The sequence below is a fragment of the Acinetobacter sp. 24-47-39 genome (assembly GCF_056783825.1).
On the sequence record NZ_JBWYIP010000002.1, the window covers coordinates 206,404 to 220,932 of the forward strand.

General features: G+C 39.2%; 17 protein-coding genes. 11 read left to right on the forward strand and 6 right to left on the reverse strand.

Annotated features, from left to right (window positions below; genetic code table 11):
* The first annotated feature begins 200 nt into the window (after positions 1–200).
* Positions 201–665, forward strand: a complete 465-nt coding sequence (locus AC1M9C_RS03700; RefSeq protein ID WP_481953253.1) for a 2-thiouracil desulfurase family protein — start codon at positions 201–203, stop codon at positions 663–665.
* A gap of 6 nt (positions 666–671) precedes the next feature.
* Here AC1M9C_RS03700 and AC1M9C_RS03705 read toward each other — a convergent pair whose 3' ends face one another.
* The 3 genes from AC1M9C_RS03705 to mhpT form a co-directional block, all read right to left on the reverse strand.
* Positions 672–1,637: a bile acid:sodium symporter family protein gene (locus AC1M9C_RS03705; RefSeq protein WP_481953240.1), complete on the reverse strand. Its 966-nt coding sequence runs from the start codon at positions 1,635–1,637 to the stop codon at positions 672–674.
* 49 nt (positions 1,638–1,686) lie between these two features.
* Positions 1,687–2,340: a bifunctional nicotinamidase/pyrazinamidase gene (pncA, locus tag AC1M9C_RS03710; RefSeq protein ID WP_481586931.1), complete on the reverse strand. Its 654-nt coding sequence runs from the start codon at positions 2,338–2,340 to the stop codon at positions 1,687–1,689.
* Positions 2,341–2,483: 143 nt separating this feature from the next.
* A complete protein-coding gene (gene mhpT, locus AC1M9C_RS03715; RefSeq protein WP_035264856.1) occupies positions 2,484–3,692 on the reverse strand; it encodes a 3-(3-hydroxy-phenyl)propionate transporter MhpT in 1,209 nt (402 codons plus the stop codon).
* A gap of 681 nt (positions 3,693–4,373) precedes the next feature.
* Between mhpT and dapA the strand changes: the two genes are divergently transcribed.
* The 3 genes from dapA to purC are packed head-to-tail and all read left to right on the forward strand — an operon-like array spanning position 4,374 to position 6,653.
* Positions 4,374–5,273, forward strand: coding sequence for a 4-hydroxy-tetrahydrodipicolinate synthase (gene dapA / locus AC1M9C_RS03720; RefSeq protein WP_179999608.1), 900 nt, complete (start codon positions 4,374–4,376; stop codon positions 5,271–5,273).
* A 17-nt stretch (positions 5,274–5,290) separates the two neighbouring features.
* A complete protein-coding gene (locus tag AC1M9C_RS03725) occupies positions 5,291–5,896 on the forward strand; it encodes a lipoprotein-34 precursor (NlpB) (RefSeq protein ID WP_035264860.1) in 606 nt (201 codons plus the stop codon).
* 37 nt (positions 5,897–5,933) lie between these two features.
* Positions 5,934–6,653 carry a phosphoribosylaminoimidazolesuccinocarboxamide synthase gene (gene purC, locus AC1M9C_RS03730; protein WP_092766585.1) on the forward strand — a complete coding sequence of 240 codons (720 nt, stop codon included), beginning with the start codon at positions 5,934–5,936 and terminating at the stop codon, positions 6,651–6,653.
* Positions 6,654–7,072: 419 nt separating this feature from the next.
* Here purC and AC1M9C_RS03735 read toward each other — a convergent pair whose 3' ends face one another.
* From AC1M9C_RS03735 to AC1M9C_RS03745, 3 genes are all read right to left on the reverse strand, one after another.
* Positions 7,073–8,347: a replication-associated recombination protein A gene (locus tag AC1M9C_RS03735; RefSeq protein WP_481586932.1), complete on the reverse strand. Its 1,275-nt coding sequence runs from the start codon at positions 8,345–8,347 to the stop codon at positions 7,073–7,075.
* A gap of 102 nt (positions 8,348–8,449) precedes the next feature.
* On the reverse strand, positions 8,450–9,634 hold the full coding sequence (locus AC1M9C_RS03740; RefSeq protein ID WP_180028374.1) for a PQQ-dependent sugar dehydrogenase: 1,185 nt from the start codon (positions 9,632–9,634) through the stop codon (positions 8,450–8,452).
* 110 nt (positions 9,635–9,744) lie between these two features.
* Positions 9,745–10,197: a YcgN family cysteine cluster protein gene (locus tag AC1M9C_RS03745; protein WP_481953241.1), complete on the reverse strand. Its 453-nt coding sequence runs from the start codon at positions 10,195–10,197 to the stop codon at positions 9,745–9,747.
* 190 nt (positions 10,198–10,387) lie between these two features.
* Here AC1M9C_RS03745 and AC1M9C_RS03750 point away from each other — a divergent pair, with 190 nt between their 5' ends.
* From AC1M9C_RS03750 to AC1M9C_RS03780, 7 genes are all read left to right on the forward strand, one after another.
* The gene (locus AC1M9C_RS03750) at positions 10,388–10,546 is read left to right on the forward strand and encodes a DUF1328 domain-containing protein (protein WP_035264869.1); all 159 of its coding nucleotides are present in this window, start codon (positions 10,388–10,390) and stop codon (positions 10,544–10,546) included.
* 228 nt (positions 10,547–10,774) lie between these two features.
* The gene (locus AC1M9C_RS03755; RefSeq protein ID WP_092766589.1) at positions 10,775–11,512 is read left to right on the forward strand and encodes a dienelactone hydrolase family protein; all 738 of its coding nucleotides are present in this window, start codon (positions 10,775–10,777) and stop codon (positions 11,510–11,512) included.
* Between the two features lie 62 nt (positions 11,513–11,574).
* A complete protein-coding gene (locus tag AC1M9C_RS03760; RefSeq protein WP_265596980.1) occupies positions 11,575–11,943 on the forward strand; it encodes an HIT family protein in 369 nt (122 codons plus the stop codon).
* A gap of 106 nt (positions 11,944–12,049) precedes the next feature.
* On the forward strand, positions 12,050–13,081 hold the full coding sequence (gene mutY, locus AC1M9C_RS03765; RefSeq protein ID WP_416224315.1) for an A/G-specific adenine glycosylase: 1,032 nt from the start codon (positions 12,050–12,052) through the stop codon (positions 13,079–13,081).
* A 59-nt stretch (positions 13,082–13,140) separates the two neighbouring features.
* Complete coding sequence (locus AC1M9C_RS03770; RefSeq protein WP_035264946.1) at positions 13,141–13,665, forward strand: M23 family metallopeptidase; 525 nt, start codon at positions 13,141–13,143, stop codon at positions 13,663–13,665.
* Positions 13,666–13,694: 29 nt separating this feature from the next.
* Positions 13,695–13,940: a hypothetical protein gene (locus AC1M9C_RS03775; protein WP_481953242.1), complete on the forward strand. Its 246-nt coding sequence runs from the start codon at positions 13,695–13,697 to the stop codon at positions 13,938–13,940.
* A gap of 18 nt (positions 13,941–13,958) precedes the next feature.
* A complete protein-coding gene (locus tag AC1M9C_RS03780) occupies positions 13,959–14,528 on the forward strand; it encodes a DNA-3-methyladenine glycosylase I (protein ID WP_481586937.1) in 570 nt (189 codons plus the stop codon).
* Position 14,529: the final 1 nt, after the last annotated feature.

A 14,529-nucleotide genomic window follows, 5' to 3' on the forward strand; every position in this document is an offset into this window, starting at 1 on the left:
GTTTCATTTCAGTATGAAACTTTATTACTCGATTAAAAGTTAAAGTAGAAGAAAAGATAAAGCTGAGTATGAAACTTTATTTTTTCTTCCATTTATTGCTAAGTCGAAATATCAATGAGATAAGGCTCAATCAGTATGAAACTTTATTACTCTCATACAAAAAGACCGATAATGAAAATTATCGGTCTTTTTTTTATCAAATGAAATATCTTATCAGTGCATGTTTAGTCGGACATCCAGTTCGCTACGATGGTCAACATTGCCTTCAACAAAAAATTAAAATGCTCATTGATACCGATCAGGCCGTCGTAACCTGCCCTGAAATTTCTGGAGGACTTAGCACTCCCAGAGCCCCTGCTGAAATTCAAAAAGGAACAGGCTCCGATGTTTTGAGTGGTCATGCAAAAGTGATTGATCTTTCGGGAAAAGATGTTACCAAAGCATTTATTTTAGGAGCAAAACAGACATTAGCTTTTGCGAAAAAACATGAGATTACTCATGCGATTTTGAAAGCTAAAAGTCCATCATGTGGTTTTGGTCAGATTTATGATGGCTCTTTTTCGGGTACAAAAATAAATGCGGACGGTGTTACAGCAGCGCTTTTAAAGCAACATGGTATCCACATCATGACTGAAAAAGAATTTCTAGATCAGTTAATGAAATAAAATCAGCTACTTAATCACATCATCGTCATATTCATGTTTTTTAAGGTGAGCTTTGTCACGCGTCGCCCAATAACTTGCCAAGACGGGTCCAGAAATATTGTGCCACAAACTAAAAATTGCACTTGGAAGTGCTGTAATGGGGGTTGCCGCAAAATGAACCGCAGCTAAAGCAACGCCTAAGCCAGAATTTTGCATCCCTACTTCTATCGAAACTGCTTTAGCATCTGCTTGATTGAGCTGCAATAATTTTGCAGCCCAATAACCTATAAAATATCCTAATCCATTATGTAAAATTACAACAGCAAGGATCAGTAAACCTGACTGTAAAATTTGCACTTTACTTCCAGCAATAATCGCAGCCACAATCAATACAATCGCGATGACTGAAACCATAGGCATCATTGCGATATATCGATCTATTTTTTGCTTAAATAGGCCGCTCACGATCACCCCTAAAATGATAGGGAACAAAATCACTTGCATTACCGATACAAGCATTGCTACCGCATCTATATCGATCCACTGACTCGCTAAGAGATAAAAAATCAATGGTGTCAGCAAAGGTGCTAACATCGTTGAAACTGAGGTACACGCGACGGACAAAGCCACATTTGCCTTTGCCATATAAGCAATGACGTTAGATGCTGTTCCTCCGGGACAACATCCAACAAGGAGTACGCCAACGGCAATTTCAGCGGGTAATCGAAATGCTATGCACAATCCCCATGCCAATAATGGCATCACTATAAATTGAGCACTCACGCCAACGGCAACCGCCTTAGGCTGGCTGAGAACACTTTTAAAATCTTCCCACGACAGGGTCATTCCCATGCCAAACATGATAATCCCGAGCATCCAAGTGATATAAGACTTAAGCCAAATAAAAGCTTCTGGCATATACATGGCAATTCCTGCAAATAGGAGTACCCACAGCGCAAAGGTTTTCTGCACGAATTGATTGATAGCTTTCATTTAGAAGTTCACTTGTTGGATTAACGACGTATGATCTTGAGCCATGCCTTTAAATGGTCTGCGCTGAGTGTCTGAGAGTCATCAGTTCTTTGGCGTAAATTCGTTTCACACCTTGTGCAAGCATTTCTTGCCATGCATGTTGCAACGAACCATTTAAATCGATGCCTTTAGTCGCATCTGACACGACATAACTGTTAAAACCTAATTTTGCAGCATCAATTGCCGTCCAAGCCACACAAAAATCAGTGGCGATCCCGACAATGAAGATGTCACGAATTCCACGCTCACGCAGATAACCTGCTAAGCCAGTCGATGTTCGATGATCAGCTTCTAAAAAGGCAGAATAACTATCAATATGTGGATGAAAACCTTTACGAATGACCAACTGCGCTTTGGGTATATTCAACTCTGGATGGAAATCTGCATCATGTGTACCCTGTACACAATGTGAAGGCCATAACACCTGACGACCATAAGCTAATTCAATCGTCTCGTAAGCAGACTTTCCAGGATGATTTTCAAAAAATGAAATATGGTCTTGAGGATGCCAATCTTGGGTAAGGACAACATTTTCAAAATGCTGAGCAAGTGAATTAATGGTTGGAATAATTTGATCTGAATTCGCTACCGCCAAATTTCCCCCAGGGGTAAATCCATTCTGAACATCAACAACGATAAGTGCACTTTGTTGTGGTTGGAACATCCTTTTCAGCTCCCAATATTTTTAAAATTGTTAGGGACTATTGCATAGGATCATGAGAACTACAATTGCTTGAGTTGAAAATTTGATATCAAAATTCTATAAAAAAAGCCTGCATCAAGCAGGCTTTAATCTATGTTTTTGTCTTAATTTTGGATACGACGTACCAACATTAACATGAAGATTGCAGAAATAATAATACAAGGGATTGCTGCAGAGATTACTCCTGCTGCACCAAATCCAGCCGTTAACAATGATCCTGCAATTGCTGGCCCAAGCATAGCACCGATACGACCTACTGCTGATGCCACACCAACACCTGTACCACGTACTTCTGTTGGGTACACAATACCGCCAAATGCGTAAAGCACACCTTGACAGCCAATCACGAAAGCACCAACCAATGCTGAAGCCAAATACATTTGTGTGAGTGAGCTTGCTGCATTCAATGCAAGAAGACCAGCCAAAATACCACCGTACATTAACAAGATCACATAAGCTTTTTTCCAGCGATCAGTTAATACACCTAAAATCACAGTACCTACAGTTGCACTTACCATGAAGTAGAATTGCGCTGTTGCACCTTCTTTTCTTGAGAAACCTAATTCCTGGAATAGAGAAGGTAACCAGCTGAGCATGATGTAAACCACCATGAGCGTGAAGAAATAGCTACACCAGATGAACATCGTACGAAGAAGATTCTGTGAATTAAACAAATCTTTAAACGAACCTTGTGGAGCTTCTGCAATTTCAGCTTCAGTTCTATTTTGCGTTTTCAAGAATTCTTTAGATTCAGGTAAGAACTTCATCATCACTGGAATAACAATTAATGGTAATAAACCACCAAGATAGAAAATATTTTTCCAGTTAGCACCGAAATCTGTACTTGCAATTAAAGATAAGATCGCAGCACCGACAGGCATACCGCAATACATTAGCCCTACAGCACGACCACGATTTTGTGGGGTTACAGCTTCAGAAGCCAAAGTGATGAGAATTGGCATTGCTGCACCTAGTCCTGCACCTGCAAGGAAACGTACAGCCAATAAACTGTTAAAACTATTTACCCATACCGTACATAAAGTGAATACAGCGAAAACAGCAACAGACCAAATTAAAACTGTTTTACGACCAATACGGTCCGCAATACGCCCACCTACCAGTGCCCCAGGTAACAGACCTAAAATACCGGCACTAAAAAACACACCTAATTGTGAACTATCTAAACCAAAATGTTCACGGATACCCGCAGCTGCAATACCTGCAGCCTGAATATCTAAGCCTTCAATTACTGCAATGAGGAAGCAGATACCTACCGTCAAAATTGCATGTTTGTTACTTACTGATTCTTGCATTGAACTTCCCTCACTCATCAGCATTTGAGTCCGATGCCCGATTATCTATGTAAGTCAATGAAAGTGAGAGTTATCAAATGGTGTAATAAAATGTAATCAAAATAAGATTAAATTTCATACCTCTTGCCAACCAAAATAAATTCTAGTCTTCAAAACGATTAATTATTTTTTTTATTTAGGAAAAAACCAAGAAAAATCTATTATAAAATCTATAAGTATTAGAATAATTTAACCTTTAAGTAAAAAAATTAAGACGTTTTATAAATTATAATAATCACATAATTTAAAAATTATTAGTCTATTCACCTGTACATACATACATCTTAAATCTGATGTAAGTGATATAAGCTATTAATTCAGGGTAAATTGGTCAGATTTTAGTTCGAATTTTCATTTTTATCCGCAATACTTTCATAGACGAACATCTATCTTCCCTGTTATTTAAATGCCTAACCATAAGGTCTTAAAATTGCTTTTTTTAAAAAAAGTTACTTGTTTTAACTAAACTTTTTTTTGACTGAAGTGAATTCATATTGTTCTTATTGGTAGCTTAGTTCATAATTTGCATACGCATTATCCAGTATGCAGGCATATTGGATCGTGATATAAATCAAAATACATACCCATCCAAACTTCGCTTCTCAACCTTCACTGGATGGAAAAATAGGATCGTGTTTTAAAATGACTACTCAGCAAGCTCAGGTAATTCAAGGCTCAATCGTCGCAATCGTCACTCCAATGTTTGAAGATGGAACTGTTGATTGGAAGGGTCTCGAGAAGCTTGTTGAATGGCACATTGAACAAGGTACAAATAGTATCGTTGCCGTGGGAACAACAGGTGAAGCTTCGACCTTAAGCATGGCTGAACACACTCAAGTGATTAAAGAAATCATTCGTGTAGCCAATAAACGCATTCCAATTATTGCCGGCACAGGCGCAAACTCAACGCATGAAGCGATTGAGCTTACCAAAGAAGCTAAAGAGCTTGGTGCAGATGCTGCACTTTTAGTAACGCCATATTATAACAAACCGACTCAAGAAGGCTTGTATCAGCATTACAAAGCAATTGCTGAAGCTGTTGATTTACCGCAAATTCTTTATAACGTACCTGGCCGTACTGGCGTTGATATGAGCAATGAAACTGTAGTTCGTCTTGCTGATATTCCTCAAATCGTAGGTATTAAAGATGCAACAGGTGATGTTCCTCGCGGTGCTGAGCTTTTAAAAGCACTTGAAGGCAAAGATATGGTGGTCTATTCAGGTGATGACGCAACAGCATATCAACTGATTGAGCATGGTGCGAAAGGTAATATTTCTGTGACCGCTAACGTTGCTCCAAAGCAAATGAGCCAAGTGTGTGCCGCTGGTTTAGTGGGTGATGCAGCTCAAGCAAAAGCAATTAATGATCAAGTTGCAAATTTACACGAAATTCTATTTTGTGAATCAAACCCAATTCCTGTGAAATGGGCACTTCATGAAATGGGATTAATTGGTACAGGTATCCGTTTACCACTTACTCCATTAGCAGAACAATATCGAGCTTCACTGCGTGATGCATTAAAAGCTGCGAGCATTATTTAAAGAAGAGTTTAACAACTATGCAACTACGTTTTGGTTTACCCCTTGCCCTTTCAGCCCTCAGCATGGTCGGTTGTAGTACGATTGGTATCGATAATGGTTCACTCGATTATAAAAAATCTACTGCACAAACCCCGCTTAAATTTCCTGAAGGTTCAATGGTTAGACCAGCAACACCGCTTTATCCAGCGCCTGTTGTTGAACAGCTTGCAATAGACAATGCGCCACAAATGGTTAATAAGCGAGGTAATCGTTTCGAGCTACCTCGTCCTAATGTGGCACCAACCGTTTCTAATCCTGTTGAGAGTGAACAATCAACTGCTGTCGGTCGTCCACAACTTTTAACTGATGGAAATGGCAATCCGTTGATCAAAATTGACGGAAATTCTGCTACAATTTGGCAATACACAATCGCCACCCTCAGTAGCCTCAACTACAACTTTGTCAATCAACCTAAGAATCCCCATTCCGCGACAATTCAAGTGGATGGTGAAAGTTTAGTGCTTAAACTGACATCTGTAGGTTCGAGTCATACCTTGGCCGTGTTTACCCCAACTAACGCGTTTGCAGACAAACAAAAAGCTGCGAGCCTGTTAACCCAGATTTATCAAAACTGGCCAGCCTAGTCGTTCTAGGCATATTTTTTCTGAAAAAGGTTCCACCATGTTAAAACAAACCTTGCTCTATACTGGTAAAGCTAAATCCGTTTATGAAACCGATAGTGCAGACCACCTGATTTTAGTCTTTCGTGATGATGCCTCAGCATTTAATGGCGAAAAAATCGAACAGCTAGATCGCAAAGGTAAGGTGAACAACCGTTTTAACGCCTTTATCATGGAAAAACTTGCAGCTGCAGGTATCGAAACTCATTTCGAAAAACTTTTAACGCCAAACGAAGTTTTGGTTAAAAAGTTAAACATGATTCCAGTTGAATGTGTAATCCGTAACTATGCAGCTGGTTCGCTTTGCCGTCGTTTGGGTGTTGAAGAAGGTTTAGAACTTACACCACCTACATTTGAATTATTTTTCAAAGATGACGCTTTGGGCGACCCAATGGTGAATGAATCTCAAGCAATTGCTTTAGGTTGGGCTACTGCTGAACAACTTGAGCGTATGAAAGAGTTAACTCACCAAGTAAACGTGGTTTTAAAAGATCTTTTTGCTCAAGGCAACATGCTTTTAGTTGATTTTAAACTTGAATTTGGTGTGTTCCATGACCGTATCGTTCTTGGTGATGAGTTCTCTCCAGATGGTTGCCGTCTATGGGACAAAGATACCAAGAAAAAATTAGATAAAGACCGTTTCCGCCAAGGTTTAGGTGGTGTGGTTGAAGCTTATGAAGAAGTTGCAACACGTATTGGTGTTGACCTTTCTGATATCTAAATCAAAATTTAGATAAAATAAAGCCGAGTCATATGACTCGGCTTTTTTGTATCTGGTGATATTATTTTTATATTTTCAAATTATTGTTATACATTCATTATTTTTGTTAAGTAGCATTACCAATGCTCTCTCCTCATTGGTAATGCTATTAATTTATCGAATCGATATTTAAATAAGATGACAAATCTGGGTCATTGATCATTAAAAAACTCAATTGTTGTTTTTGTTTTTAAATTTACCCCCATTAATCGAATAAATTAATGTTATTTATTAAAATGATCGTTTTTACAATATTACTAAGTTCAACTAATATATTTTTATACCAGGCAACTACAGGAGTTGGTGGCTCAAGAGAGAGACTGTAGTTGCCGACCAAATGAATCGCTTTTCGCCCAGCTTCCCATAGAACTGGGCTTTTTTTATTGTTGTTGCTGCTCTTGCTGCCAGCGTCGCTGCTGTAAACGCTCTGCTTCGACTTCACGCTTATTACGAGCTGATTCGTACAATTTGGTGCCTTTCAGCTCTGGAGGCATATAATCCTGCAACACGAAATGTTCTGGATAGTGATGTGGATATAAATAATCTACACCATATCCCTGCTCTTTCATTAACTTGGTCGGAGCATTTCTTAAATGTAATGGAACTGGAAGATTTGACGTACGTTCAGCCAACTCTAATGCTTTATTGATTGCTAAGTAAGTGCTGTTACTTTTCGCGCTTGTGGCCAAATACACTGCACATTGGCCTAAAATAATACGGCATTCTGGCATTCCAACCGCTTGAACGGATCTAAAACACTCCCCAGCCAATAACAACGCATTAGGATTAGAATTTCCAATATCTTCCGAAGCGGCAATCAACATCCGACGTGCAATAAAGACGGGATCTTCTCCCCCCTTTAACATTCTCGCCATCCAATATAGTGCAGCGTCAGGATCACTTCCACGAATTGATTTAATGAAAGCTGAGACTAAATCATAGTGCTGCTCACCAGATTTGTCATATCGCGCGATATTTTGTTGAGCTACTTTTACCACGATGGCATTAGTGACCATATTTTCAACATCTGCTTCAAATGTGCTCGCAATGAGATCCAATAAATTGAGTGCTTTACGAGCATCACCTGCGGCAAATTGAATTAATGCATCATATTCTTCGATGTGAATATGACGGTCTTTCAGAAATTGGTCATGCTTGAGTGCACGTTCAATTAAATGTTGAATATCATGCTCAGATAATGCATTCAGCGTATACACCTGACAGCGCGACAACAAAGCATTATTAACTTCAAAAGAAGGATTTTCTGTGGTTGCACCAACCAGAGTAATCTTGCCTTTTTCTACTGCGCTCAGTAAGGCATCTTGTTGAGATTTATTAAAGCGATGAATTTCATCAATAAAAACCACTGGCACAATGAGATCGCCACTTTCCCCAATGATTTCTCGAAGCTCTTTAACACCAGTGTTGAGTGCAGACAAGCTAATAAAAGTACGATCTACAGCTTGAGCTAACAACAGCGCAATAGTGGTCTTGCCGACCCCTGGAGGCCCCCAAAAAATAATCGAAGGTAAATGTCCTTGGTCAATCATTTGACGTAAAGGCGCGTCTTCACCAAGTAAATGATCTTGTCCGATAATCTCAGACAAATCACGTGGACGTAAGCGTTCAGGTAGCGGAATTTGTGTATCGGACATATTTTTTATAGATCTCAAAGTGCTGTTGACTAGTCTACTATGTAATAGTCAAATTCCAATATTAATAGTCAAAACAACCATCACTATTCAACATTTTTCATTTTACTCAGATTCGAGTTTTGCTTTTAATTTGAATAAATAAGCTTGCGGTCCATCTTCTATTCCCCAAATTGTGCCATCCTTCGCTTCATGCAAGTCTCGTACTCGAACCCCCATATCCAAGCGCTGAATTTCTCGTACAGGTTCAGATTGTGGATCTACCACAATAATGGCTTTCGATGATAATCCACCGATTAAGGCTTTGTTCTTCCATTGTGGAAAATAGTTAGATTTATAAAAAATCAGACTCGAGGGTGAAATCACTGGAGACCAATCAAGTTTAGGGGCTATAAATTCAGGTCGCGTTTCATGATTCGGAATCTGTTTCCCATCATAGTGATCACCATTAGATACAATTGGATAGCCATAATTCTTACCTTTTTCAATAAGATTGAACTCATCGCCACCTTTAGGGCCCATTTCTGCCACCCACAAACGATTTTGATGATCAAATGCCATACCTAAAGGATTACGATGACCTAAACTCCAAATCTGCGCTGAGACACCACCTTGTTTGGCAAATGGATTAGATTCTTGAGCACGACCATCATCATACAAATATACAATTTTACCTAGATTAGACTGCATATCCTGTGCAGGCTGAAACTTCTGCCGTTCCCCTGAACTAATCCATAAATTCGCTTGCTGGTCAAACACTATACGATGTGCATAATGCCCCTGACCCGACACTTTAGGGACTTGCTCCCATATGCGTTCGATATCCGTTAGTTTCGGTGCTTCGATATTCGATAAATCCAATTTCGCTCGGATTACCACTGCACCAAACAATCCATTTTTTTCTTCGGCATAACTGAGATATAACCAAGCGTTATTATTGAAATTAGGATGAATTGAAACATCACCTAACCCACCTTGTCCGCCATAAGCAACTTGAGGCACACCAGCCACGTTAAAACTACGTTTTGATTGTGGGTCAAACAACTTAAGTATGCCTGACTTTTCTGTAATTAACAGTTGACCATTTGGTAAAGTTGCAATCGCCCATGGTTCATTAAATAGAGCAATTTTTTCAACTTGATATCGTTGTTCTTGAGCTTTTGAATTTTCGTTTTTGACTGTTGATTCCTGCGGATTCTGTGCTTCAGTGGCTTTATTTTGATTGGCATGACACGCCATTATGATTCCGCTCAAACCAACAATCCAAATCAGTTTTGCAGCTTTTAACATGCCTTTCCCTTTTTAAATCCTTGAATATCAGTCTCAAGGATTAAACGGCAATGATCATTTTAAAAGTGTTTTTATATTACAAAATATGTGCAGTCTAGCAATTGAATGTACTAGCGTACCCACCGCACGATGTATTCATCTATTTCATTTTCATTAACAAGCTGTTCAGATATACAACGACCTGCTACAGATTTTCGAGCACTAATCACACTTTGTGTATTGCCTGTCACCAAGTGATGCCAATTCGGTAGCTTTTTACCTTCATTAATACGTCGATATGCACAACTCGAAGGTAGCCATCGTATTTGTTGTAATTTTTCAGGCGTTAACTGAATACAGTCAGGTACATGCACCTGACGATTTTCATAATCTGAACAATGCCCCGTCTGACAATCTAGAAGTTTGCAAGCAACTTTGGTATATGCGATTTCTTCGGTTTCATCATCTTCTAATTTAACCAAACAACACATACCACAACCATCACACAGTGCCTCCCACTCTGCTTGGTTCATTTCAAACAGTGAATAATGTTTCCAAAATTCAGGGCGTAAAGATGTGCTCATGATTCAGCTAAATATCAAAAATTTGAGTCAGTATATCACTAATAATTCTCATAAAATTTCATCAATCTCAGTTACAGTTGATTAACTAAAGAATATCAATACTCTACGTTAAAATACCCTTTGTATACATTTTGCTCAGTTTATTTTCTTATACTGAATGAACATTAATAAAAATTTATGGAGAATCAAAATGTTCCGTTGGGCGATTATTTTTGCAGTGATTGCATTGATAGCAAGTTTGCTAGGGTTTGGTGGTGTAGCAGGCTTATCTAAAGATTTCGCAATTATCTTACTTGTGATTGCAGTGATTCTCGCAATTGTAGGCTTTATTTCAAGAGGCAAAGTCTAGTGTTATAAATCACTAGATTAAATTGAAAACACAAGATTGATGAAAAGAAGAAGGTACTCCTTCTTCTTTTTTATTTCTTTTTATCCGTTCATTGATACGCGTTTTACATATTCTAATCTTTCATAAATTCTCACATTTGATTTTACTTTCTTATTGCAAATTCATCACTTCGGAAAACATTTATGCTTTAATCTTTGCTGATTTTCATAAACGAAAGGACTTTCAATAATGACTTCAGCAATTCAAACAAGAGAAATTCAGTATAAAGCGGCAGATGGTACACAATTGATTGGTTATTTTGCCGCACCTGAAAACTCTTCAGGAGCTGCGGGTATTATTGTAGCCCCAGAGTGGTGGGGTCGTAATGAATATACAGAACAACGTGCTCGAGAACTTGCAGAACAAGGATATGCTGCTTTTGCCATTGATATGTACGGCGACAAAAAGGTAACCACTGAAGCTTCTCAAGCAAATGAGTGGATGATGCAAACTTTCGCACAGCCTGAAACAATTGTACAACGCGCTACAGCTGCGTTAGACACTTTATCTGCACAGCCTGAAGTTGACGCAACTCGATTAGCTGCGATTGGTTTTTGTTACGGCGGAAAAGTTGTTTTAGATCTTGCTCGCTCTGGTGCGAACTTAAAAGCAGTTGCTACCTTCCATGCTAATTTATCTGCGCAAACACCTGCTCAACAAGGTCAAGTAAAAGCTGAAATTCTGGTTTTGCATGGTGAGCTAGATAGCATGGTCACGCTAGATGATGTGGCACAATTTAAAGAAGAAATGTTTGCAGCTCAGGTACCACATGAGGTCATTATCTTTGAGGATGCAAAACATGGTTTTAGCAATCCACAAGCTGATGAACGGGCAAAAGCCAATGATGTAGATCTCGGTTATAACGCTGAAGCTGAGGAAAAAAGCTTAGCTGCGATGTATGAGTTACTGTCGCGTCACTTAGATTAATTACTTTCAAAGTTTATTAGCGCTAAGATTATTGAAGAAAGAAGATAAAATATAAGAGGAATATAAGGATGAGTGAACAATGTACTTATTGCAATCACGATGAATATGATGTGATTGATAAAAATGAATTCGGTGTGATTTTGCCAGAACAGCAGCCGTTGACTAAAGGACATTCCGTTATTATTCCTTTACGTCATGTGAGTTCTTTTTTTGAAATTACCGATAAAGAGCGTAAAAGTTTACAGTCATTGTTAGAACTGGCACGTAACGAGTTAAAAATCCGTCATCATCCGGAAGGCTTTCATATCGCTTTTAATGATGGCAAAGTTTTTGGCGATGAAGAGTCGGAACATTTACACATCCATATTATTCCTCGTTACAAAAACCAACCGCTTAAATTAGATAGTCGTTGGGGCATTATTCAAGAGTAATGTTGATTTTACAAAAAGGCGCAATATGCGCCTTTTTTCATGCTTTTTTAAAAGGTCTTTGCCTAGATTGGTTATACTGAGCACAGATTGTATTAATGGTATTTTCATGTTTTCTTTTTCAACTGCGTTACTGGATTGGTTTGATGTACATGGTCGACATGACCTGCCATGGCAAGTCGCAGATGATCCTTACAAAGTTTGGGTCTCTGAAATTATGTTGCAGCAAACCCAAGTGAAAACTGTTCTGAAATACTATGATCGTTTTATTGAGCGCTTTCCGACGGTCACCGATTTAGGTCGTGCTACTTGGGATGAAGTTGCTCCTTACTGGGCAGGTCTAGGCTATTATGCGCGTGCTCGCAACCTGCATAAAGCAGCCACAATCGTAAGTCAAAATGGACATTTTCCAGAGACTTTAGAAGCTTGGATGGCCCTGCCAGGAATAGGTAGATCAACTGCTGGTGCATTGATGTCACTTGGATTACGCAAATACGGCGTGATAATGGATGGAAATGTTAAGCGTGTTTTAGCACGTTTCTTTGCCATTGAAGATGATTTATCGAAGCCTGTCCATGAACGTGCAATGTGGGAATTAGCCGAGCAACTCTGTCCTGAACAACGCAACCATGATTACACGCAAGCCATTATGGATTTGGGTGCAACAATTTGTACTCCTAAAAAACCACTTTGCCTGTACTGTCCAATGCAGTCAGAATGCCAAGCTTTAAAGCAGGGTCTGACACAAGAGTTACCATTTAAAAAGCCAAAAAAAGCAGTGCCTATAAAGACTGCGGATGTTTTATTACTGCGAAGTACTGAAAATACATGGTTATGGCAACAACGTCCGCATTCAGGCTTATGGGGTGGTTTATGGACCTTACCCATCATTGATGAAACTTCAGAATTTAGTCAATTGACTCAGCAATATGGTTTGGTGAGTAATCAATTACCAACTCAAATTTCACACAGTTTCACCCACTTTACCTGGTTACTGAATGCACATATTTTCCATGTTGATCTCGACCAGATGGAATACCTCCAAACAGAATTAGGAGGTGAATGGCTCGCTCCACAAGTTGTAACAGAAATGGGCATTCCAACTGCGATGAAAAAATTGATCTCAGCCGTGAATTTGTGACATAGTCGATTCAAATAAGTGTGGCTGTATCATATCAAGGAGTTCGAGTGACTAAGTATTTGCGACATTACATCATCCTAAGTGTAGCTATTTTACTTGTCGCCTGCAGTAGCCAACCTCCAAAACAAACGCCGCTTGATCCAACCCTCGTTGCTCGCTTACATATGCTTCCTTTGGATCGAAAATTACCTATCCCAGTACAAGGTGTAAAAGCGCGACAACTGACAGACACTTGGGGTGCATCACGAAGTCACGGTCGAACACATGAAGGCATTGATATCTTGGCGGCTCGTGGTACAAAAGTTTATAGTGCAACTGATGGAATTGTTCGCAGTATGCGCGATAATAAGCTGGGTGGGAAAGTCATTTGGATTTTAGGACCCGCTGGTTCTTGGCATTATTATGCGCATTTAGATCAGCATAAAAAAGGTCTCAATGAGGGTGACTTCGTGCGACGAGGTGACCATATTGGTTATGTCGGCAATACGGGTAATGCTCGACATACTGCCCCTCATTTACATTATGGAATTTACTTAGATGGTCGCGGTCGAGGCCCTGTCAATCCATACCCTTATTTACGTTAAATTAAAGTTTTTATTTTTAGGAAGTTTTCATGTCAGAAGCCTTGATTAATCGTCTAGTTGAATTTGCAGAATCTGGCAATCAACAACGTATTGTCTTAAATGGACAAAGCCATCAGGGCTGGATTATGGAAATTACCGAAGAAGCTCTGTTGATTAGCACTGGTTTTGCAAATAAAGCAGGTAAAGATTTCTGGATTAATTTTTCGGATTTAGAACAAGCAGAGTTGTTCTTTTGGGACAATCAAAACGATCAGTGGGTTGCTTTTACCATTTGATCACTTCGGAGCATTCGCATGACGATTCAACGCTGTAGCTGGTGCTCCGATGAGCAGATTTATATTGATTATCACGATCAAGAATGGGGTGTTCCTGTATATGATGAACACACCTTATTTGAAATGCTCTGTTTAGAAGGTCAGCAAGCAGGACTCGCTTGGATTATTGTTTTAAAAAAACGCGAGCGATATCGACATCATTTCTTTCAATACACCATTGAAGAAATTGCGACTTTTACAGATGAACATTTAATCGAAATAACACAAGATCCGGGCATAATTCGTCATTTAGGTAAACTAAAGGCGATTCGAGATAATGCTCGAGCATGGTTGAATATGCGCCAAATCATGCCTGATATGGTCAAATGGTTATGGAGTTTTGTAGGGCATCAACCCAAAGTTCATTCTGTGCCAGACTATCGCTTAGCACCAACACAAAGCGAATTAAGCCTGCAACTGTCTAAAACTCTAAAAAAGAATGGTTTTAAATTCGTGGGTCCAACCATTATCTATTCTTATCTGCAAGCGGTAGGAATGATTGATGATCATGAAAATCACTGCTTTAAAAAGCTTAGTTTAGCGCCATAAT

Bases quoted from the DNA above. Each gene is read 5' to 3' on its own strand.
- AC1M9C_RS03700 (WP_481953253.1), top strand. From the start codon at position 201: ATGAAATATCTTATCAGTGCATGTTTAGTCGGACATCCAGTTCGCTAC.
- AC1M9C_RS03705 (WP_481953240.1), bottom strand. From the start codon at position 1,637: ATGAAAGCTATCAATCAATTCGTGCAGAAAACCTTTGCGCTGTGGGTA.
- purC (WP_092766585.1), top strand. From the start codon at position 5,934: ATGTTAAAACAAACCTTGCTCTATACTGGTAAAGCTAAATCCGTTTAT.
- AC1M9C_RS03780 (WP_481586937.1), top strand. From the start codon at position 13,959: ATGACGATTCAACGCTGTAGCTGGTGCTCCGATGAGCAGATTTATATT.
- AC1M9C_RS03750 (WP_035264869.1), top strand. From the start codon at position 10,388: ATGTTCCGTTGGGCGATTATTTTTGCAGTGATTGCATTGATAGCAAGT.
- AC1M9C_RS03775 (WP_481953242.1), top strand. From the start codon at position 13,695: ATGTCAGAAGCCTTGATTAATCGTCTAGTTGAATTTGCAGAATCTGGC.
- mutY (WP_416224315.1), top strand. From the start codon at position 12,050: ATGTTTTCTTTTTCAACTGCGTTACTGGATTGGTTTGATGTACATGGT.
- AC1M9C_RS03740 (WP_180028374.1), bottom strand. From the start codon at position 9,634: ATGTTAAAAGCTGCAAAACTGATTTGGATTGTTGGTTTGAGCGGAATC.
- pncA (WP_481586931.1), bottom strand. From the start codon at position 2,340: ATGTTCCAACCACAACAAAGTGCACTTATCGTTGTTGATGTTCAGAAT.
- dapA (WP_179999608.1), top strand. From the start codon at position 4,374: ATGACTACTCAGCAAGCTCAGGTAATTCAAGGCTCAATCGTCGCAATC.
- AC1M9C_RS03755 (WP_092766589.1), top strand. From the start codon at position 10,775: ATGACTTCAGCAATTCAAACAAGAGAAATTCAGTATAAAGCGGCAGAT.
- AC1M9C_RS03735 (WP_481586932.1), bottom strand. From the start codon at position 8,347: ATGTCCGATACACAAATTCCGCTACCTGAACGCTTACGTCCACGTGAT.
- AC1M9C_RS03745 (WP_481953241.1), bottom strand. From the start codon at position 10,197: ATGAGCACATCTTTACGCCCTGAATTTTGGAAACATTATTCACTGTTT.
- mhpT (WP_035264856.1), bottom strand. From the start codon at position 3,692: ATGCAAGAATCAGTAAGTAACAAACATGCAATTTTGACGGTAGGTATC.
- AC1M9C_RS03725 (WP_035264860.1), top strand. From the start codon at position 5,291: ATGCAACTACGTTTTGGTTTACCCCTTGCCCTTTCAGCCCTCAGCATG.